This is a genomic window from Bdellovibrio sp. HM001, from assembly GCF_055397275.1.
Genome location: NZ_AP029174.1, coordinates 269,453 through 287,800, shown reverse-complemented (window position 1 = coordinate 287,800; position 18,348 = coordinate 269,453). Strand labels below are relative to the sequence as shown.

Annotated in this window: 21 protein-coding genes; 8 read left to right on the top strand and 13 right to left on the bottom strand. The window is 48.6% G+C overall.

Features of this window, described 5'->3' with window-relative positions:
- Window positions 1–6 precede the first annotated feature (6 nt).
- Both ACZ5ZZ_RS01440 and ACZ5ZZ_RS01435 read right to left on the bottom strand, forming a co-directional pair.
- Window positions 7–1,245, bottom strand: a complete 1,239-nt coding sequence (locus ACZ5ZZ_RS01440) for a DEAD/DEAH box helicase (RefSeq protein WP_464132951.1) — start codon at window positions 1,243–1,245, stop codon at window positions 7–9.
- 161 nt (window positions 1,246–1,406) lie between these two features.
- Window positions 1,407–1,799, bottom strand: a complete 393-nt coding sequence (locus tag ACZ5ZZ_RS01435) for a DoxX family membrane protein (protein WP_464132950.1) — start codon at window positions 1,797–1,799, stop codon at window positions 1,407–1,409.
- Between the two features lie 113 nt (window positions 1,800–1,912).
- On the opposite strand from ACZ5ZZ_RS01435, the gene ACZ5ZZ_RS01430 reads away from it, so the two are divergent.
- Entirely contained in the window at window positions 1,913–2,551 is a 639-nt protein-coding gene (locus ACZ5ZZ_RS01430; protein ID WP_464140926.1) for a hypothetical protein, read from the top strand.
- Here ACZ5ZZ_RS01430 and ACZ5ZZ_RS01425 read toward each other — a convergent pair.
- The 7 genes from ACZ5ZZ_RS01425 to ACZ5ZZ_RS01395 all read right to left on the bottom strand — a co-directional run bounded on the left by ACZ5ZZ_RS01425 (window position 2,548) and on the right by ACZ5ZZ_RS01395 (window position 8,101).
- Complete coding sequence (locus ACZ5ZZ_RS01425) at window positions 2,548–3,858, bottom strand: sensor histidine kinase (RefSeq protein ID WP_464140923.1); 1,311 nt, start codon at window positions 3,856–3,858, stop codon at window positions 2,548–2,550. The two genes, ACZ5ZZ_RS01430 and ACZ5ZZ_RS01425, sit on opposite strands and share 4 nt — an antisense overlap.
- A gap of 26 nt (window positions 3,859–3,884) precedes the next feature.
- Window positions 3,885–4,022 carry a hypothetical protein gene (locus tag ACZ5ZZ_RS01420; protein WP_464140922.1) on the bottom strand — a complete coding sequence of 46 codons (138 nt, stop codon included), beginning with the start codon at window positions 4,020–4,022 and terminating at the stop codon, window positions 3,885–3,887.
- 119 nt (window positions 4,023–4,141) lie between these two features.
- Window positions 4,142–4,489, bottom strand: a complete 348-nt coding sequence (gene arsC / locus ACZ5ZZ_RS01415; protein ID WP_464132945.1) for an arsenate reductase (glutaredoxin) — start codon at window positions 4,487–4,489, stop codon at window positions 4,142–4,144.
- Window positions 4,490–4,491: 2 nt separating this feature from the next.
- Entirely contained in the window at window positions 4,492–5,790 is a 1,299-nt protein-coding gene (locus ACZ5ZZ_RS01410) for a DEAD/DEAH box helicase (RefSeq protein WP_464140920.1), read from the bottom strand.
- A 94-nt stretch (window positions 5,791–5,884) separates the two neighbouring features.
- Entirely contained in the window at window positions 5,885–6,382 is a 498-nt protein-coding gene (gene tpx, locus ACZ5ZZ_RS01405) for a thiol peroxidase (RefSeq protein ID WP_464132941.1), read from the bottom strand.
- A 68-nt stretch (window positions 6,383–6,450) separates the two neighbouring features.
- Window positions 6,451–7,209 carry a transglycosylase SLT domain-containing protein gene (locus ACZ5ZZ_RS01400; protein ID WP_464132938.1) on the bottom strand — a complete coding sequence of 253 codons (759 nt, stop codon included), beginning with the start codon at window positions 7,207–7,209 and terminating at the stop codon, window positions 6,451–6,453.
- 106 nt (window positions 7,210–7,315) lie between these two features.
- A complete protein-coding gene (locus ACZ5ZZ_RS01395) occupies window positions 7,316–8,101 on the bottom strand; it encodes a phosphatase domain-containing protein (RefSeq protein WP_464140919.1) in 786 nt (261 codons plus the stop codon).
- 103 nt (window positions 8,102–8,204) lie between these two features.
- Here ACZ5ZZ_RS01395 and ACZ5ZZ_RS01390 point away from each other — a divergent pair, with 103 nt between their 5' ends.
- Window positions 8,205–8,816 (top strand): 16S rRNA (guanine(527)-N(7))-methyltransferase RsmG, encoded by a 612-nt coding sequence (locus ACZ5ZZ_RS01390; RefSeq protein ID WP_464140918.1) that lies wholly within the window; start codon window positions 8,205–8,207, stop codon window positions 8,814–8,816.
- A gap of 90 nt (window positions 8,817–8,906) precedes the next feature.
- On the top strand, window positions 8,907–9,293 hold the full coding sequence (locus tag ACZ5ZZ_RS01385; protein WP_464132931.1) for a SpoIIAA family protein: 387 nt from the start codon (window positions 8,907–8,909) through the stop codon (window positions 9,291–9,293).
- 3 nt (window positions 9,294–9,296) lie between these two features.
- On the opposite strand, the gene ACZ5ZZ_RS01380 is transcribed toward ACZ5ZZ_RS01385, so the two are convergent.
- Window positions 9,297–9,911, bottom strand: coding sequence for a DUF899 family protein (locus ACZ5ZZ_RS01380; RefSeq protein WP_464132929.1), 615 nt, complete (start codon window positions 9,909–9,911; stop codon window positions 9,297–9,299).
- Window positions 9,912–10,101: 190 nt separating this feature from the next.
- On the opposite strand from ACZ5ZZ_RS01380, the gene ACZ5ZZ_RS01375 reads away from it, so the two are divergent.
- Window positions 10,102–10,968, top strand: coding sequence for a M14 family metallopeptidase (locus tag ACZ5ZZ_RS01375; RefSeq protein ID WP_464132927.1), 867 nt, complete (start codon window positions 10,102–10,104; stop codon window positions 10,966–10,968).
- Window positions 10,969–10,974: 6 nt separating this feature from the next.
- On the opposite strand, the gene ACZ5ZZ_RS01370 is transcribed toward ACZ5ZZ_RS01375, so the two are convergent.
- Window positions 10,975–11,955 carry an NAD(P)H-quinone oxidoreductase gene (locus ACZ5ZZ_RS01370; RefSeq protein WP_464140915.1) on the bottom strand — a complete coding sequence of 327 codons (981 nt, stop codon included), beginning with the start codon at window positions 11,953–11,955 and terminating at the stop codon, window positions 10,975–10,977.
- Between the two features lie 119 nt (window positions 11,956–12,074).
- Here ACZ5ZZ_RS01370 and ACZ5ZZ_RS01365 point away from each other — a divergent pair, with 119 nt between their 5' ends.
- On the top strand, window positions 12,075–12,452 hold the full coding sequence (locus ACZ5ZZ_RS01365; protein ID WP_464132922.1) for a cell wall hydrolase: 378 nt from the start codon (window positions 12,075–12,077) through the stop codon (window positions 12,450–12,452).
- Here the strand turns inward: ACZ5ZZ_RS01365 and rnk are convergent.
- Both rnk and ACZ5ZZ_RS01355 read right to left on the bottom strand, forming a co-directional pair.
- Window positions 12,449–12,853 (bottom strand): nucleoside diphosphate kinase regulator, encoded by a 405-nt coding sequence (gene rnk / locus ACZ5ZZ_RS01360; RefSeq protein ID WP_464119756.1) that lies wholly within the window; start codon window positions 12,851–12,853, stop codon window positions 12,449–12,451. The genes ACZ5ZZ_RS01365 and rnk overlap by 4 nt on opposite strands.
- 218 nt (window positions 12,854–13,071) lie before the next feature.
- On the bottom strand, window positions 13,072–13,965 hold the full coding sequence (locus tag ACZ5ZZ_RS01355) for a phosphate/phosphite/phosphonate ABC transporter substrate-binding protein (RefSeq protein WP_464140914.1): 894 nt from the start codon (window positions 13,963–13,965) through the stop codon (window positions 13,072–13,074).
- A 125-nt stretch (window positions 13,966–14,090) separates the two neighbouring features.
- On the opposite strand from ACZ5ZZ_RS01355, the gene ACZ5ZZ_RS01350 reads away from it, so the two are divergent.
- From ACZ5ZZ_RS01350 to ACZ5ZZ_RS01340, 3 genes are read left to right on the top strand one after another with little or no spacing between them, the layout of a single operon-like run.
- Window positions 14,091–14,396 (top strand): Hpt domain-containing protein, encoded by a 306-nt coding sequence (locus ACZ5ZZ_RS01350; RefSeq protein ID WP_464132918.1) that lies wholly within the window; start codon window positions 14,091–14,093, stop codon window positions 14,394–14,396.
- Between the two features lie 6 nt (window positions 14,397–14,402).
- Window positions 14,403–17,798 carry an ATP-binding protein gene (locus tag ACZ5ZZ_RS01345; protein ID WP_464140912.1) on the top strand — a complete coding sequence of 1,132 codons (3,396 nt, stop codon included), beginning with the start codon at window positions 14,403–14,405 and terminating at the stop codon, window positions 17,796–17,798.
- 12 nt (window positions 17,799–17,810) lie between these two features.
- The gene (locus tag ACZ5ZZ_RS01340) at window positions 17,811–18,314 is read left to right on the top strand and encodes a response regulator (protein ID WP_464132914.1); all 504 of its coding nucleotides are present in this window, start codon (window positions 17,811–17,813) and stop codon (window positions 18,312–18,314) included.
- Window positions 18,315–18,348: the final 34 nt, after the last annotated feature.

The window sequence follows — 18,348 nt, the reverse complement described above, 5'->3', positions numbered from 1 at the left end:
GTTTCTCTATTTTTTTCGTTTTTTGGATTTCTTATATTCATCTTCGCTGGCCAGCATCGCTGCCAGACTGCGGTCAATGTCATCTTCCAGCGGAGCAGAAATGACAGCTTTATAGTCGGTCTTGCTCACATTGATCACTTCAACTTTTTTCGTCAGCAGCTCTTCGATGGCTGTCAGAAGCTCTTTTTCGTCCTGACTACAGAATGAAACTGCAATTCCTTTATTGAATCCCCGCCCCGTGCGCCCGATGCGGTGAACATAGTTCGCAGGTTTTTCCGGCAGGTCATAATTGATCACATGAGTGACATCAGGGATATCAATCCCGCGCGCACTTAGATCCGTCGCGATCATGATTTTACAGTCACCATTGCGGAAAGCCTTCATAACCTCCGCACGATCGGTCTGATCCTTTTCACCGTGCAAGGTCAAAGACGTGATGCCCGCACGCTCCAGTGCCTTGGCAACACGTTCTGCACGCACCCGGGTGCGCACGAAGATAATAAACTTCCCATCCGGATTCTGGTGCAGATATTCGGCCAGGAAGAAGCGCTTATCGTCCATCTCCACGAACATCACAAAGTGGGACACATTTTTAGACACCGGATCTTCCGGGGAAATCTGAATACGAATGGCGTTGCTGCGCACCTGTGAAAAGGCCAGCTTCTTGATTTCCGGATTGATCGTGGCCGAAAAGAACAACGTCTGATGACGACGGGTCAATTTGCGCTTGATGGATTCAATATCCTCGATGAATCCCAGATCCAGCATGTGGTCGGCTTCATCCAAAACTAAAGTTTCAATGTGGCTGATATCCACATACCCCTGGCTGATCAAATCAAACATACGCCCCGGAGTCGTGATCAAAATATCAATACCGTCTTGGAGCTTTTTGATCTGCGCATCCTGCTCCACCCCACCATAAAGGGCGAATGGCTTGGCTTTGGTGTGTTTGGACAGGCGATTGAAGACCTCGCCGATTTGCTGAGCCAGTTCCCGCGTTGGCACCATCACCAGGCAGCGAATGCCCAGGGAACGTTTGCTGCTTTTGCTGGCGTGAATGCTGTCGATGATTGGAATAGCAAAAGCCGCTGTCTTACCCGTGCCGGTCTGGGCAATGGCCAGGACATCTTCGCCCTTTAAGATGGACGGAATAGCTTTAAACTGGATATCAGTCGTACGGAAAAAACCATTGTCATGCAGGTTGCGCAACAGATCTTCAGATAGGTGGAACTTCTCAAACTTCAACGCGAACCTCGCTATGGATACAAGTCAAACAGATGATTGCATTTACCACAGAAGGCGACAGGGGTGAAATCCTAAAGAAAAAAAGGCAGAAAGCCTGTGATTACTACACGTTATCACCTCTTTCTGCCTGCCAAAAACCACTAAAAATGGGCCCGTGGGGACTATTTACGACGGAACAGCCCTTTTACAACGTGGGCATAAGGTTCTGCAAAGAACGCCAGATGCAAGGTGAACATCCCGATAATGATGGCCAGAGGAAGCCCACTTGGCGCAAGGAAGGCATGAACAAGAACGATATTCAAAACAATTGGAGCCAAAACCACCAAGGCCAGCGGAACAAAGTAACCACTGAGCAACAACAATCCACAGACGGTTTCAGTCCCCTTCAGAAGAGGGAAGAAATAGCCAGACGCTGCCAGACCGGTATTGAAAGCCACCAGACGCTCTGGCAAATCCGCAGGAGGTGGCACCAGATTCAAAAGTCCGGTCAATCCTGCGGCAAAAAAGATCAGACCCAACAATATTCGCACCACCAATGTCAGTTTGGATTTCATTTAAATCTCCTTTCCCCTATCCCATAACACAATCCCAACGGGGGCAAGAAAACTCTTAAGGCCTTGTCTGACAAATGCCGGGTATGGAAGGATGAAGTATTGGATGATTCAAGATGACTGACACAAGCGTGCTTTTAAATTTTGGCCTTAAAGCCGTCCAAAAAATTTTCCTGCTTTCTGGGGGAGCTTTTGCGGTCGGTTTTGTTCTACACTGGATTTCGTACGGCCTTAGAAACTGGATTGCGGAAAAATTAGGGGAAAAAGCTTTTTTATGGATTTTCGCCCCCGGGATCATGATTCATGAAATCAGCCATATGCTGGCGGCCCTGGTGTTTCTGCACGAAATTGTCGGCTTTAATCTTTTTGATCCCAAGGCCCGCAACGGCAGCCATGGTCACGTCGTCAGTCGGCCCCGCCAAGTCCCGAATATCCTGTTCATTCCACAGATCTGGATCGCCATGGGGGATTTGTTCATTGGCATTGCACCTTTGATCGTAGGTCCCGTTCTGCTGGCCGGGGCCTTATACTTCGTTCCCGGCGGCGAGATGTTCTTAAAGCATCCCACCTGGTCATCCATTCCAGGCTTGAGTTGGCAATTGGGAATCTGGATTTATCTATTTGCCGCGACAATCTTTCACATGGAACTAAGCAAGGCCGATCTGAAGGGAACCTGGAAAGGTTTTTTGTGGCTAGTGCTAGCCACCTTCATAGTCGCTATCACTTATAAAAAACTGCATCCCTACTTTCCTTAGGCTTGCGGAACAGTAAAGACAAAACGAGTGTGCTCCGACTGGTTATCCAGATAGATGTCACCGCCATGAGCAAGAACAATCCCCTGACTGATACTTAGCCCCAGCCCCGTCCCCTTGCCGACCTCTTTGGTGGTGTAAAACGGTTCAAAAACCCTGTCAGTGCCAGGAATGTCTTTGAAGTGCCCACTGTCTGAAACACTGAACTCGACCATGGGTCCTACTTTCTGCACCTGCAAACGAATCCATGGGGACTTGGTATCTTCAATGGCATCCTTCGCATTCTGCAGCAAGTTGACCAACACCTGCAGTATCTGAACTTCACGGCAAAGAATTTTAACGTTCTTTGACGGCAGCTCCAGGAAGAATTGTATATTCCTGGACAAATACTGATCTTCAAAGAGCACGCAGGCATCACTCACTATTTTTTCAACTGACACAGGCAAGTAGGGATCAGCTTCATTTTTGCGTGAAAACACACTCAAAGACCTGACAATCTTATTGATCCGCTCGGACATTGAAACAACTCGGGTCAGATAGTCCGTCATTGTGGATCGATCTAAAGCATCTTCGCCCAACCCCTCCAAAGTCACTTCGCTTAAACCTTTGATAACCGACAGGGGATTATTGATCTCATGAGCCACGCTGCTGGCCATCTGACCCAAAGCCACCATTCGCTCATTGTGGATAATCCGCCCCGCTTCAAGCTCAAGTTCTGCCTGGGCCAGAGCATAGATTGTGCGCAAATATCGGATGATGAAGAAAATCATCATCGCCGAAATCAGAAACGATATCTTGCGATAATTATCAGAACCAACGCCTTCAATCGAAGGCAAACTTAAACGGGATTCGGGCAAAAGATACTGTCCGATCACAAACAAAGTGATCGTATAAATCACAAACGGAGTGACATATCGATCCTCTTCTTCCTTATCGAACATGATGAACGTCACACAGATCAGCATCAAATAGAAGAACTCGGCCCCAGAGCTTCTTCCTGTCACATAAGAAATCGCAAAGATCGCCAGATTCCCCTGAATTAAAAAAGCCACACGCGTCAGAGTATTCCATTTGGGGTTACCGACGACTAACAGAAGTAAGATGCCGCAAAGAAGAAAGAACACATTCACTGACATCATCACATAGTCAGCCGTCAGTAGATAAATGATGTCAAAGGAAAGATAAGCCGGAACGGCCGTCAGCATAGCCACATTGGAGGCGCGAATCGCCGTTTTGCGACTGGGCGTATCCTTTGCCGACACACCTCTATTAACCAAGAATCTCCAATACGCACCGATCTTATTACTCATTGTTTGTTTATATATCACAACGCGCACTAGTCGTTGAAGAATTTCTCTCGAATACTCCAGAAGTATTTTTGCTTACGCGCCACCGCGAACAACGGGACTCTGAACTTTTCTTGAATGCGCAAAACCTCATCAACACTGCGGACGAAGATTTTTCTTTCTGGCACGCGGTTGTGCATTCTGATGAAGTTAAAATGGAAGGCCTGGCAGTCCTCGGGGGAAACTCAAACAGGTCCGGGAGGAAATGTCATTTTCCTCCCCACACTTGTCACAAGTTGATACATGTTTAGCTTAATAGCTTATTCAGATTCTCTGTCGGTCGGGCGACAACCGCTACAGGGCCTTTCACAACCACCGGGCGCTCCATCAACTTCGGATTTGCGGCCAGCTTCTGAGCCACCACTTCCGCAGAGTTCACATCAAACGGCGCCGTCTGGAAGTCCTCTTCTTTCGTACGAACCAGGGCAGGTGCTTCGACACCCAGTTTATTCTGAAGTTCCAGAAGTTCAGATTCAGACAAAGGCTCTTTCAAATACTCAACAACTTTGGCATCAATGGACTGGGCCTGCAACAGAGCCAGAGCCTCGCGGCTTTTGCTGCATTTGGGATTGTGATAAATGATCCAGGAGCTCATGCTTATTTCCTTTTTGTTGAAACACCTTTTTTAGGTGCCACAGACTTTCCGGTAAAGGGATTGATCTTGCCACCGCGGCCTTTAGCTGGCGGTGCAGTCCTTGCGTCGGTCTTCGAACTCTTTGCATCGCCACGCAGATGTTTCTTGGAGCGATCAATAAAGCTGAATCGTGGATCCACCTTGATTTCCTCGGCCCCCTGCAGATATCCCTTGATACGGCCGTACATCCTTGTATCCGATGGGGTCACAAACGTAATCGCCTCACCGGCACGCCCGGCGCGCGCCGTTCTTCCAATACGGTGTAAGAAATCTTCCGGCTGAAAAGGCAGATCAAAGTTCACCACGTGATCGACATGAGGAACATCCAGACCCCGCGCCAGCAAGTCGGTCGCAACCACAATGCGCAGTTCTCCATCACGGAAAGCGCGCACCACGCGGTTTCTTTGCCCTTGAGAAAGACCGCCGTGGATCAGATCCGCCGAAAAACCGTACTCTTGCAGATAACTGCCAACCGCTTCGCAGGATTCCTGATTACCAGTAAATACGATGACTCCGCCACGGGTGGCGTTGAGCTCATCCAACAATCGGTCATTTTTCATAGTGCGATCCAGGAACAAAACCTTCTGCTTCAGACTGGAAACCGGCGCCTCGGCTTTTTCTGAGCGAATCATCGTCACATCGTTACGCATGAACAATTTTGCAATAGCCTCGACATTCGAACCAAAACTTGCAGAATACATCATTGTCTGTCGGGGGCCACGCAGAGTGTTTTGAATGGTTTTAAGCTGTGGGGCAAAGCCCATGTCCAGCATACGATCCGCCTCATCCAAAACGATGATTTCCACATGCTGAAGCAGCAGTTTGTTTGTAGAAAGATGATCATTCATGCGCCCCGGTGTCGCAATAATCAAACGCGGATTCTTCTTCAACTGATTGGCTTGCTTAGAACCGGTGCTTCCGCCAATGGCCAGACAGACTGAAACCGGCATTTCCGTACAAAGCTCCAGAAAGACTTTATAGATTTGTTGAGCCATTTCCCGACTGGGCACCAGAATCAAGGCACGTGCTTGTGGTTTCTGATGCAACGTCGTCAGCAATGACAGGGCAAAAGCCAAAGTCTTCCCGCTGCCAGTCTGAGCAATGGCAATCAGATCGGAGCCTTCCAGACCCACGGGGATCGCCTGACTCTGAACTGGAGTCGGCTTGGATATTTTCATTTTCTGAAGAGCCGTCATCAGTGCCGGCGCCAGATTCATTTCCTGAAAGGTTTTAGCTTTATGCGAAGATGTATGCAGTTTCATAAGGGGCAGACTTACCACAAACTGCTGAAATGAGACAGTAAAAGCGGCTTCAAACCCTGGGTTTCAAGCCGCTCTGCAATTATAACAGGCTCTCTTAACGCAAAGACGCCAGAGCTGCCTCGTAGTTCGGCTCGTCCACGATCTCAGCCACCTGCTCGACGTGCAAAACCTTGTTATCCTCAGAAAGTGTCACCACCGCACGGGACAACAAACCTGCCAGCGGGGAATCCGCGATCTGCACACCCCAGTCCTGACCGAAGTTGCTGCGGAATGAAGAAACTGTTTCGCAGTTTTTAATGCCTTCAGCACCACAGAAGCGTGCCTGTGCAAATGGAAGATCTGCAGAGATATTCAAAACAACCGTGTTGTCCAGTTTGGCTGCTTCCTGATTAAAACGTCTGACGGAAGCTGCGCATGTGCCCGTATCAACACTTGGGAAGATATTCAAAACTTTCTTTTTGCCAGCATAAGACGCCAAATTTACTTCGGACAAATCATTGCGCACCAATGAAAAGTCTTTTGCCTTTGTGCCCTTTTCTGGAAGGAAGCCGGATGTCTTTACAGGGTTGCCTTTAAGAGTGATCGATGCCATGAGTTCTCCTTTTTATGCTCAGATATGGAAACGAGAATCAGCATAGCACCGTTCATCTTAAGATCAAACTACTTGCAGAAGGATAGATTCTGACTCCAGCTCAGAATTGATTTGTAGCTGGTCTTATCGCCTGCGCGCAGCACCGACCAATATCTCGCCCCTCCGCGCCATGCTCCATCCACCTTACCTGCGATACGCCCATCGCGCCCCAACCAACGATCCAGAATGCGGATACCGCAGCTAAGATTCTGTTTGGGATCGTGCAAGTCTTTGGTGGTCTTAAATCCACAGCCATACGCATTGCCGCTTTCAATCGAGATCTGCAGCAGACCACGGCTGATCACACGATTGCCATGACTGTCGTTGAAGTCCTCCGTATAAGAAGTCTCGGTCTTAAAATTGCTTTCAAAGCGCACCATGGCTGACAGCATAAAGGCCCAATACTGCTTTCGTTGAGCGTAAGAAAGACTTTGATACTTCGGACAAAACAAATTCTTATCCGCAGGAATCACATCCAACAGATTTTGCCCCAATCGATCCAGCTCACGATCCACATGCGTCGTCCATTCTTTGGCACCACTGACTTTCCCTTCCCATAAAGGTGTGACTTCGCGCAAGACCTCTTCTGTCGTCGTCGGCGGCGGCAGTGCCGGAACCGGATCCGGCTCGGGAACCGGCTGGGGCGTTGGGGTTGGTTCGACGGCTGAAGAGGAGTTGTCAGCAGAACCCTGCGTCCGAGGAGCTTCCGAAGTTTTACAGCCTGCCATGATTTGAACAACGAACAAAACGAGAACAATATAAAATAATTTGTTTGTGGCGTTTTTCATAAGTAACAGATCGGCAGACAAACCCCGATCTTTACTGTTGAAAAAAATGTCGAAATTCTAGTGAAAATTTCAGAGATTGGACTGGCCTAAATTCCGTAAATTAAGGCTATTTACGACTTTGACAGTAACTGGAAATTTTGGTCTTCATCTCATCACATACGCCGCGGACTCCAATTAAAAACCCGGCGCAGGGATCATAGTTCTTCGGACAATAAGCATAGGCCGGAATCCAGTTTTCCATATCTTTCTCACTCAGAATGGAACGGCCCACCGCCACCAGATCTTCCTCGTTCAGTCGCCCACTGACGAACTCTCGGAAGGCAATATCGAAAGAAGTCACAAATGTCCTGGCGTGCGGCGAGGTCTTCCCTTCGACTGTTTGTCTTAGATAGATCTCAGCCACTTTCCCCGGGTGCAAAGCTTTCAACAGCTCTGCCAGCTCAAGACTGGCGGTGGAATTATCCAGAATCACAACCAACTGGCTGTTGGGATTTACTTTTAGAACTTCCTCAATGTGATGGATTTTAAATTTCGTGATGGACCATTCGGTCACCCAATCTCTCATTGTGACGGAATGTGGCGGATACTGATAGTCCTTCATAAATTTCTCAACCCGGGACTCCAGCCAGTTTGTCAGTCCCGTGATGACATAGAACTGCCCGGCCCCACTGCTGGCCAACATACGGCGATAGAGTTCCGGCATACCCGCATAGGACCGATCCTTATCCATCAGTTTCAGACCCGCGGAAAGAATGTTGGTGTTGTGGGCTTGGCGAAGGACATCGTCGAAGCCGCTGACCAGGACCACCTTGGGACCCTGCGCTTGGGAAGGCAATGGATCAAATACAAAGAAAAGAATAAACAGAGAGTATAGTAGTGCCGATGTTCTCATATACAAATATTGGCTTAGTCGCTGCTTGTTGGCAACCGGGCTCCGCCTAAAGTCGGCTTCGGAAAGACCTTCCCTTTTTGTCAGGAACTCTTTAAAACAAAGTATGTATTTTGAAAAACGCATCCCCGTCTTTTTACAATTGGGCTTTAATGAGGCCGCTTTGCCTAAGCTCAAGGCTTACCTCGACCTTCTTTGGAGCGCCAACGAAGAGCTGAATTTGATCAGTCGAAAAATGACTTATGAGGAGCTGATCGACAATCACGTGATTGATTGTCTGCTGCCTCTGAGTCTGTTCCCTAAGGATGTTAAAGTGGCTGCGGACTTTGGGTCCGGCGGGGGACTTCCAGGAGTGATCTACGCCATTCAATTCCCGGATATTGAGTATCACCTTTATGAAAAGAGTAATTTAAAACAGGACTTCCTTAAGCGCTGCACAGCCATCGCTCAGAATCTGCGCATCCACGGTGAAATCCCACCCAAGCTGGAGAAAATCGAAGTGGTCACTTCCAGAGCGTTCAAACCGGTGGATGTCATCCTGGAGTTTAGCCGCGACTATTACAAAAAGGGTGGCAAGTACTTCCTGCTGAAAGCTCGCAAAGAAAAGATCGACGAAGAAATTGGCCTGGCCCGCAAAAAGTTCAAAGATCTGAAGGTCACCATCCAACCCCTGACTTCTCCCGTTCTGGAAGTCGAACGCCATTTGGTCCTTATTTAGTTTCTTTGCGAATCAACAACGGTTCGCAATTTAATTTGTCACCCCGGGGCTTCTTCCTAAAATCATACGTTAATGAAAGAAGGAGCTCGCATGCTGAAAGTAACAGCTGAACATCCCAAGTTTAGATACATTGAAATTCTGATCGATGGCGACATCAACTCTGAATCCGTCACGGCCCTTCTGAATCTTCTGCAAAAACGCATTGATGAATGGGGTGAAGTCAACCTTCTTGAAGAAGTGCGAGGCATTGGCAAGGTCGAGCTGGCCGTCTTTTGGAAAGAGCTTCGCTTTGGCCTTAAAAATCTTCACAAGGTCCCCAGAACCGCCATTGTCACAGACATCCACTGGGTCAAGAACATCAGCAACTTTCTGGATCCCATTGTTAAAATGGACATCGAGGTTTTTACCAGCAAAGAGCGTGATGTCGCACGCGCCTGGCTGGCACAAAGCGACCTGGAAGAGTCCATGTATCCCTGACTGTCACAGAGAAAGATTCTGGCCTCCATCTTCCAGCCGCTCAGGACGACGCCAGTAAGAGTACTGTGGTGTCCACTCCTCCATCCCGACTCCCGCCAGACTTAAGATGCTCCACAAGGCACAGAAGTCATCGCCGGGACCGAAGACGCTGCTGTTTTTTCTGAAGATGCGCTCCCCTTTTTTTTCGTAGCAGACGATTCCTGGCATGTTGTTCTGCCCGGCAAGCACACTCTGCTCCCTAATGTACAATCCACCCCCGTGCGAAACCATATTAAATCGCCAGCCTCGCGAGTTGGCAAAACGCCGCTGATCTTCAGGCGCATCCTTGGACAGCATCACAACGGAAAACTGATCCTCCAAAGCCGGTAAAAAACCATTCAGCCCATCTCCCCACAAAGTGCAGGAACGACACCCTTGACCCATATTATGAATGGCGATCAGTCGGCTCTTATCCGCAAACAGATCCCTCAGCGTGACTTCGGCATTGAGACTGTGAAAGATATAATTCTTCACTTCCATCGCAGGTGATTCTTTTCGTAGGGACTCCAGACGACGATGCAGACGATAAATTTCGTTTTCCACTTTCTGGATTTCATTCAAAGGATGTTCGTTCAACATAGAGCCTCCTAGAAGCCCTATTTTAGATTGATCACTATCGGATGTCTGAAAAATCAGTTGGCTCTGTCAGATTTCAGAATTCCCAACACGAGCTGAGCTTCGGGCCGCAGGCTACGACCTTAATCCAGTTTGTCAAAGTGGCCCAGAGGGGTATTTTGACTTCGTGCCAGAACACATTGAGCCTAGTTGCATGCTAGAAATGATTTTGTCTCTTTTCCTCATGACGAAAGCCGCTCCTGCAAGCAATTACACAAGTGTGCAAGACACTCTTCGCCGAATTACTCAGGAGAACCCCACAACAACACAATGGATCGACATCGGGCTTTCCGATTCCGGTCAAATGATTTCAGGCCTGAAGATCGGCAATGGCGAGGTGGCGGACTTGATCGTTGCCACTCACCACGGAAACGAATACGGATCCACAGCTGTTGCTCTGGGAGCCGCCGAGGCCTTTGCGCGAAATCCAATTCCAGGGCACACCGTCTATGTCATTCCCGTGCTGAACGTATCCGGTTACAATTCGCGCAATCGTTACGAAAGAACATCTAACGGCACCGTTGATCAGAACCGCGACTATCCAGGCCCCTGTGTATCAGGTATGTCTTACAGGTCCAAGGCCACCAAAGCCCTGGCTGAATTCCTGGAACAGGCCAACATCGTCAGCTCCGCCACTTTGCACACTCACTGGCCGGCAGTGCTTTATCCGTGGGGTTTTTCTACACGTGACACCCAGACACAGTACGACAGCACGTTTATCGGTCTTTCCAAGGATGCCGTCGTGGAAAGCGGTTATCAGGTAGGAAACTCCAAAGAGCTTCTGTATGCCGCCGACGGAGCGTTTGAAGACTACGCTTACTGGAAACACGGCATCTGGTCTTTGCTGTTTGAAATGGGAACCACGCATTCCCCATCGCAGGCTCAGATGAAGCAGATGATTGAGGTGAATGTGCCGGGCTTGCGTCGTTTCTTCGAAAATGCACCCAAACAGCGCGCAACCAACCATGCCTTTACGGGAAAATGTGACAAGAGCTCCCGTCAAAGAGAGCACTTGGAATAGCGGCCTCTATCTGACCTGAAGAACAATCTTGCCTGTGTGCTGACTGGACTCCATTAGCACATGGGCCTCAGAGGCCCGATCCAACGGCAGAATCTTAAAGATCACGGGTTTCATCTGTCCTTGATTTAACATCGGCCAGATATTTTCCTCCAAAGCCTGGGCAATTCGCGCCTTCTCGACAACGGGACGCGCTCGTAAAGTCGATCCCGTCAAAGTCAGTCTTTTGAACATCATCTTACGCAGATCCAACTCCACCTTAGAACCCTGCAAAGTGGCGATTTGCACCAAACGCCCTTGCATCGCCAAAGCCTCCAGATTCCGCGCAAAATAATCCCCGCCCACCATATCCAGAATCACATCCACACCGCGGTCCTGAGTTTCCTTTTTTACCGCGCTGACAAAATCCTCTTCCTTGTAAATGATCACTCGGTCCGCTCCTAAATTTCTGCAGATCTCGACAGAATCCCGCTTTCCAACCGTCGTGAAAACACGAGCCCCCATGGCAGAGGACATCTGAATGGCCGTCGTCCCAATGCCACCGGCACCGCCATGGATCAGAATGCTTTCGCCTTTCTTCAGGGCTCCACTTTCAAAGACATTTGTCCATACGGTAAAGAATGTCTCGGGCACGGCGGCCGCCTCGACCATGCTCATCCCGGCGGGAATGGGCAGGCACTGACCTTCCGGAGCACAGACATACTCGGCGTAACCTCCCCCTGTAACTAACGCACAGACTTCGTCATACAGCTTCCAGCGGGTGACATCTTTCCCGACAGCGACGATCCGTCCTGCCACCTCCAACCCCGGAATGTCAGAGGCACCAGGCGGAGGTGGATAAGTTCCCTGTCTTTGTGCACAGTCCGGACGATTGATTCCTGCGGCGTGAACTTCTATCAGCACTTCGCCCGTTCCTGGTTCCGGCCGGGCTCTTTCTGCCACCTGCAAAACCTCTGGACCACCGGGTGTCTTAATTTCAATCACTCGCATAGAAGCTCCTTTAAAGTTTCAAAATGCTCTTGGAACTTCTCTCAGTCAAGTCAGGCAAACTGGCCCAAAGGCGAGCCCTCCGGCGTTAAGTCTTAAGACGGAAAAACGATAAGTTAACTATGGGAAAATGGCTTGTTTACTTCATCTTGGGTATGGCACTTCAGACACAGGCACAAAGCTCGGTCTATAACTGCAATTTTGCAGAAGACTACAACAACTTCTCTTCTGTGCGCATGAAGAAGTATTTTGATCCGACAGAAAACATGTACTTGGGAAAAGTGGATCTTTTACAGAACACAACGGTCGTGGAAAGCACTCCCGTGCGTATTTATCAAATCCCACTGCTGGACAATCAAACTTATGTGCAACTGTGGAACTCCAAGGACGTGCGCGTGGATGCGCAACTGTCCTATTCGCAAGGTGGCCGCGAATTTCGAGCCACCTACACGAAAAATGAAACCAAGAAAGCTCTTATTTGCAAAGAGCTTCGGGATTAAAGCTCGAACTGACCTGAAGCTTCGGGCTGATAAATCACAGCCTTCACTCTCAGTTTTTTAGTCTGTCCATTTGGCATTTTCCAGTTGATCTCCTGACCGACGCTCAGACCCAACAAAGCAATACCCACCGGTGCCAGAATAGAAAGTCGACCTGCTTCCAAGTTGGCTTCCTGCGGATACACCAAAGTCATCTCACTTTCCTGACCAGTGACTTCATCCAGGAACTGCACGCGAGAGTTCATGGTCACCACGTCTTTAGGGATCTCTTTCTGAGCGATGACGTTGGCTCGGCCCAGCTCTTCTTCCAAGGCTTCTGAAAATGGTCCTTCAACCTGAGACACCAGTGCAGACAAACGATGGAAATCCTGATCGGTAATAAGAATACGAGGTTCTGTGTTCATAAATTCCTCCTCACGAGAGAATGATGTTGTGTGTGTTTTTGATTTTTAAGAAAGATGTTCAGAGAACAAAAAAGATAGAACTAGGCCTTCAGCAGATCTTCTCTGCTGCAACAAAATCTTAGAATAAGATTCATGAACGTTGAACGGCGCATGGAACCATTAGACCTCAAATTCGGGCTTTTTTCAAGGTCGAGCGCGAAATCCGTCTAAGTTGCTGATTACTTTACAAGATCCTGAACCTTCTGGCCCAGATCCAGCAGAATTTGTCGGGCACCGTCATAATCTTTATCAGAGCAATCTTTGAATCCCGTCAGATGATAGAGCTTCTTTAAGGCCGCTGCGCCTTCTGGAGTTGAGGAGAAGCTTTTTAAAGCCTGACTGATCTTTCTTTCCAGCTCCGTTGGGAAGTTTTTTCGGTAAACCACCGGTTCACTGGGGATCGGCCCGGTCTTGGCAAGAATTCGCACCTTTTCATAGACATCCGGAAACTGTGTCGTCACCAAACGACGAGCATCCTGGGGGACTCCGTTTTCAGAGGGGGTGTTATAAGTGGCCCCCGCATCCACGCGTCCCTGATAAACCATGGTGACCACGCTGTCGTGTTTGCCCGCAAAAATGGTTTCACCAAGCTTGATCTTTTCATCCTGCAGAAGTTTGGCCGCAAGAATATATCCCGAAGTTGACACCGGATCGACAAAGGCAAATTTTTTACCGTTTAAATCCTTCAGATTTTTAATCTTCGGATTGGCCGTGATGATCTGACCCCAGTAGTGAGAGTACTCTCCATTGACCCCCATAAGCTTCGCCGTCGCCCCGTACTTTTCGTGCGCCAGGATGTATCCAAAGGGATTTAAGATCGCAACATCCACACGCTCAGATCCCATAGCTTCGACCACAGCGACAAAGCTGACAGGCACCTGCACTCGGACATGCACACCGCTTTCTTGAAGAATCCATTTCTCAAGAATTTTTCCATTTTCAATCAAGACGGCAGAGTCCTGCCCTGGCACCAAAGCAAGACGGACTGGCCGTTCCGAAGAGCCCAGTTCCTTTTGTGACGTGCATGTAATCATAAAAGCGGAGCAGACGACGACGAGTACTTTCTTGAACACAAAACCTTCTCCTGAAATCCATTTTTCGAATCTACTCTCGGTATTAAATGTATGCAATAAACACTGTCATAAACTAATATGAATTGAAAACCTGAGCCATTATCGAGGATAAGGAGGGCATGGAAATGTCTAAAGTGAAGGTTGAAATTGATGCTGACCTACAGGATCTGGTTCCTCAATTTGTTGAGAACCGGAAGAAGGATATAGAGTCTCTGTCTGTTCTTGTAGAGAAAAACGATCTGACAGCCATTGCTCAAATGGCTCACAAAATCAAAGGTGCCGCTGCTGGATATGGTTTCGTTGAACTCAGCGAGCTTGCCGCCCAGATGGAAGTTGCTGCAAAAAAGAATGATTCAACTCCACTTCCTGACCTTCTGAAAAAAATGAAGATTCACTTTCTTAACATCGATATCCACTACGTTCCAATGTAGGAGTCTATGAACCACAAAAACCGCCTGTTTCTTTTCACCTCGGTACTGGTACTGGGCACGCTCCTGGTTGCCGGAACTGTGGGTTATCAGGTGGGCAGTTCTTCACTGGAACAAAGTACTCGGGAACGTCTGACACAGATTCGCCAATCCAAGGCCGAAGAACTGCAAAGCGAATTTTCCTATATCAAAAACACTCTGGTACTGACTTCGGAATACTCTCCGGCCCTGGAATTCCTCAAACGCTTTCCCAGCGAATCTCAGCAAATTCAAGACTGGATTCGCCGTCATCCCAGCCTGAATCAATGGCGCAAGGGTTTGGCCGAAAACTCTCCGCTGACACAAGTGACGGATCTTGAAAAAGTATTGAGTCAAATGACGTCCCTACCTTTGTTTCTGCAGTATCAGTTCCTGCAAAGTTCAAAAGTAACAGGCCGTCCCCTGTTGCAGGTTTCCACGGTTCAGGGATTCCCAGATCTGGCCTACTTCAAAAGCTACGAATCTTTGCACACCAGATTGACTGAAGTTCTTGAGCGAGCTCACCTTGGTGATATTCTGCTTGTCGACCCTCGCGGTGTCGTGGCTTATTCAGCCCAGAAAGGGCTGAACTTCGGTGAAAATCTGACGACCGGGACCTTTGCAAACTCGCGTCTGTCACAAGCCTATCGATGGTCACTAAATGCCCCCAAAGGGGCCACCAGGTTCTTTGATTTCGCATCACTAAGCCACTTCTGGCACGTCCCGGCAGGTCTGATGGTGATGCCTCTGTTTGATCAGACAAAGTTTGTCGGCAGTTTGATTTTCCAAATTCCACTGGAAAGAATTGATCGCATTCTATCCAACAATAAGAACTGGAAGGATCTGGGACTGGCTGAAACCGGCGAGGTGGTCGCCTTCGGATCTGATGGTTTACTTCGCAACAATCCTCGTCTGTTTCTGCAGTCCCCCGAAGCTTTTTTGAAGAAAGTTCGAAATCATCATGATTCGGCGATCGTCCTTGAAAACATGCGCCGTTCCCAGAACGCCGCTTTGTCCGTGGTCCTTCCCAGCAATCAGGTCCGACGTTATATGGACAAGACCACCCTGTTTGAATCATCTGACGACTATCTGGAAACCCCCAGTTTGCAGTCCATCGGCCGCGTTAATATCCTGGACAACAGTGACTGGATTCTGATCAGCAAAACCAGTCTGAACGAAATCCTGGCCCCTTTGTCCCTAAAGATCCCTTGGTTTTTTATCGGTGGTTTTCTTATCTGGAGCCTGGCCTTGGCCGGAGCCTGGCTTTTATACCGCCGCATCTTTTTCCCCACGGCCGTTTTGGCCGACGGCTTGGAAAAGCTGAAAGAACACCAGTTTACAGAGAAGCTTCCCCTGATTGAGGAGGACGAATTTCAAGATATTTTCAAGAAATTCAACGAAGTCTCGGAAGAATTCAGCAAAACTCAGCTGGCCCGCGATTTCCTGGAAAATGTGGTTCATTCCCTGAATGAAGTGTTCTTTGTCGTTGATGTCGAAGAAACCACTCCAGGAAAGAATGTCTTTCGTATCCGTGGCCTCAATCCGGCAGCCGAGAATCTTATTGGAACCAACGCCGCAACACTCAGAAACACCGACCTGCGCAATTGGCTGGACACTGATTACAAGAAAATCGAAGAGTCTCTTCATCGCAATTCAGGCCCGAAAAATCCACACACCTCGGAAGCCACACTCAAGCCGGTTAACGGGGAAAGAATTCCTCTGGAGATATCCTGGGCACGCATACGCAGCGAGCGATCCAGTAAAGTCATTCTAGCGCTCATTGGTGCGAATATGACGTGGAAAAAGGAAATTGAAAAAGAGCTCAAACTGAAAGAGGAACTGCTCAAAGAATCCCAGGCACTGTCCAAAACAGGCTCTTTCCGTTGGGACATTAAAACAGGTCGCTGCCTTTGGTCCGAAGAAGAGTTCCATCTTCTGGGACTGACCCCTGAAGATGTTGTCCCCAGCTATGCTCTTTTCCGTTCCCTGATTCACCCCGAGGATCTTCCACTTTTTGATAAAGCTCTGGCTGAGGCCCACAAGAACATTACGCCGTTCCAGGTGGATCTGCGCATGAAAAAGGACGCCAATGAACTGATTTGGGTTCGCTGCAAGGGCCGGACGGAATATGACGACTACGGAAATGCCCTGTATATGTATGTGACCACTCAGGACATCACAGAGCTTCGAAGGGTTGAACAGTCACTGATAGCCACAAAAAATGAAGCTCTGAAGTCGTCACAGGCCAAATCTGAGTTTCTTGCACAAATGAGTCACGAGATCCGCACACCGATGAACGCCATCATGGGTATGGCCGAACTGTTGAAGGAAACAAAACTGGACGCAGATCAGCAGTATTATGTGACCATCTTCTGTAAGGCCGGTGAAGTTTTGATGGCTCTTATCAACGACATCCTGGATCTTTCCAAGATTGAGGCTGGCGAGGTCTCAATTGAAAATATCCCCTTTGACCTGAAGAAAATTCTTTCGGACCTGGAGGACATGGTCAAACCCCGAGCTCTGGAAAAAGGGCTTCAATGCAGTTGCGAAATCGCCCCGGGAGTTTCACCGTATCTGATGGGAGACCCCACAAAGCTGCGACAGGTGCTGATTAATCTGATTGGGAACTCGATCAAGTTCACCAATAAAGGGCATGTGCGTGTGTTGATCGGGAAAAACCCCTCGAAGAAGGACACTTTAATGATCAGTGTCAGCGACACCGGAATTGGAATCCCTGAAGAAAAACAGAATGTTATCTTTCAAAAGTTCTCTCAAGCCGACAACTCCATCACACGCAAGTATGGTGGAACCGGCCTGGGTCTGGCCATTTCCAAAAGTCTGGTGGAACTGATGGGTGGACAAATTTGGTTTAAAAGTAAACCCGGCGGAGGCACGACCTTCTTCTTCACAATTCCTTATCGGGAACAGATTTACAATCCGGTGACGCACAAGCCGTTGGCCATGAAAACACCCGAGTTGACTTTTGCCCAACCCAAAGTCCGCGATCCGAACAAGAAAATTCGCATCCTGATCGCCGACGACACGGAAGACAATCGAACCCTGTTCACACATTATTTAAAGAACGAACCTTACGAAATAATTGAAGCCGAGAATGGACTTCAAGCCATAGATCAGGTAAAGTCAGGTGAGTTTGACATCGTCTTTATGGACGTGCAAATGCCTGAGATGGATGGCTACGCAGCCACTGATCGAATTAGAGAATGGGAACGAACTGAGCACAAAAGCCCAGTTCCCATCATAGCCTTGACGGCCCATGCGCTCTCGGAAGATCGCCAGAAGTCTCTGAAGGCGGGATGCAATGACCACATTGCCAAGCCCTTTAAGAAAGACACCCTGTTGGGAGTCATAAATAAATACTCTTTATAGGGAGAACTCAGGATGGCCGGCCAAGAAGAGAAAAGTCGTTTACTGATTGTAGAAGACGATTCTGATATCCGCGAACTTCTAAAGCACTTCCTGAAAGAGTTTGTCGATGAGATTGTCGAGGCGGAAGATGGCTCCGCGGCCCTTCAGTTCGTCAAAGCTCAAGAATTTGATACCATCCTTTCTGATATCGAAATGCCTCACATGAATGGCTTGAAGTTCCTGGCCTATGTTCGTTCTTTGGGCCAGATGACTCCCTTTGTGGTTCTAACCGCTCACGGGGATCATTCCCGCGCCCTGGAAGCCCTGTCGCTGGGCGCTTTTGACTTCATCACTAAAGACTCCAAGCGCAAAGTGGTGATCGAAAGTGTGTGTGCGGCTCTCAAATTTGGTCGCGAAATGAAGACCTCCAAGAATGACCCTGTGAGATCCACTCATCTTCGTAAGATCTACGCGGATATGTCCAAGTCCTCAGAGATGCGCCTGCGTAAAATTATCGAAGAGATGTCCTCTTCTTAGTTCTGTCCCCATTGACCTTGTAGCAATTTGAGTC

What these genes read in the sequence shown, in the direction of transcription:
- ACZ5ZZ_RS01390 (WP_464140918.1), top strand. Translation starts at nt 8,205, where the DNA reads ATGTATTTTGAAAAACGCATCCCCGTCTTTTTACAATTGGGCTTTAAT.
- ACZ5ZZ_RS01365 (WP_464132922.1), top strand. Translation starts at nt 12,075, where the DNA reads ATGGGAAAATGGCTTGTTTACTTCATCTTGGGTATGGCACTTCAGACA.
- tpx (WP_464132941.1), bottom strand. Translation starts at nt 6,382, where the DNA reads ATGGCATCGATCACTCTTAAAGGCAACCCTGTAAAGACATCCGGCTTC.
- ACZ5ZZ_RS01385 (WP_464132931.1), top strand. Translation starts at nt 8,907, where the DNA reads ATGCTGAAAGTAACAGCTGAACATCCCAAGTTTAGATACATTGAAATT.
- ACZ5ZZ_RS01370 (WP_464140915.1), bottom strand. Translation starts at nt 11,955, where the DNA reads ATGCGAGTGATTGAAATTAAGACACCCGGTGGTCCAGAGGTTTTGCAG.
- rnk (WP_464119756.1), bottom strand. Translation starts at nt 12,853, where the DNA reads ATGAACACAGAACCTCGTATTCTTATTACCGATCAGGATTTCCATCGT.
- ACZ5ZZ_RS01425 (WP_464140923.1), bottom strand. Translation starts at nt 3,858, where the DNA reads ATGAGTAATAAGATCGGTGCGTATTGGAGATTCTTGGTTAATAGAGGT.
- ACZ5ZZ_RS01350 (WP_464132918.1), top strand. Translation starts at nt 14,091, where the DNA reads ATGTCTAAAGTGAAGGTTGAAATTGATGCTGACCTACAGGATCTGGTT.
- ACZ5ZZ_RS01435 (WP_464132950.1), bottom strand. Translation starts at nt 1,799, where the DNA reads ATGAAATCCAAACTGACATTGGTGGTGCGAATATTGTTGGGTCTGATC.
- ACZ5ZZ_RS01340 (WP_464132914.1), top strand. Translation starts at nt 17,811, where the DNA reads ATGGCCGGCCAAGAAGAGAAAAGTCGTTTACTGATTGTAGAAGACGAT.
- ACZ5ZZ_RS01375 (WP_464132927.1), top strand. Translation starts at nt 10,102, where the DNA reads ATGCTAGAAATGATTTTGTCTCTTTTCCTCATGACGAAAGCCGCTCCT.
- ACZ5ZZ_RS01410 (WP_464140920.1), bottom strand. Translation starts at nt 5,790, where the DNA reads ATGAAACTGCATACATCTTCGCATAAAGCTAAAACCTTTCAGGAAATG.
- ACZ5ZZ_RS01400 (WP_464132938.1), bottom strand. Translation starts at nt 7,209, where the DNA reads ATGAAAAACGCCACAAACAAATTATTTTATATTGTTCTCGTTTTGTTC.
- ACZ5ZZ_RS01345 (WP_464140912.1), top strand. Translation starts at nt 14,403, where the DNA reads ATGAACCACAAAAACCGCCTGTTTCTTTTCACCTCGGTACTGGTACTG.
- ACZ5ZZ_RS01395 (WP_464140919.1), bottom strand. Translation starts at nt 8,101, where the DNA reads ATGAGAACATCGGCACTACTATACTCTCTGTTTATTCTTTTCTTTGTA.
- ACZ5ZZ_RS01430 (WP_464140926.1), top strand. Translation starts at nt 1,913, where the DNA reads ATGACTGACACAAGCGTGCTTTTAAATTTTGGCCTTAAAGCCGTCCAA.
- ACZ5ZZ_RS01380 (WP_464132929.1), bottom strand. Translation starts at nt 9,911, where the DNA reads ATGTTGAACGAACATCCTTTGAATGAAATCCAGAAAGTGGAAAACGAA.
- arsC (WP_464132945.1), bottom strand. Translation starts at nt 4,489, where the DNA reads ATGAGCTCCTGGATCATTTATCACAATCCCAAATGCAGCAAAAGCCGC.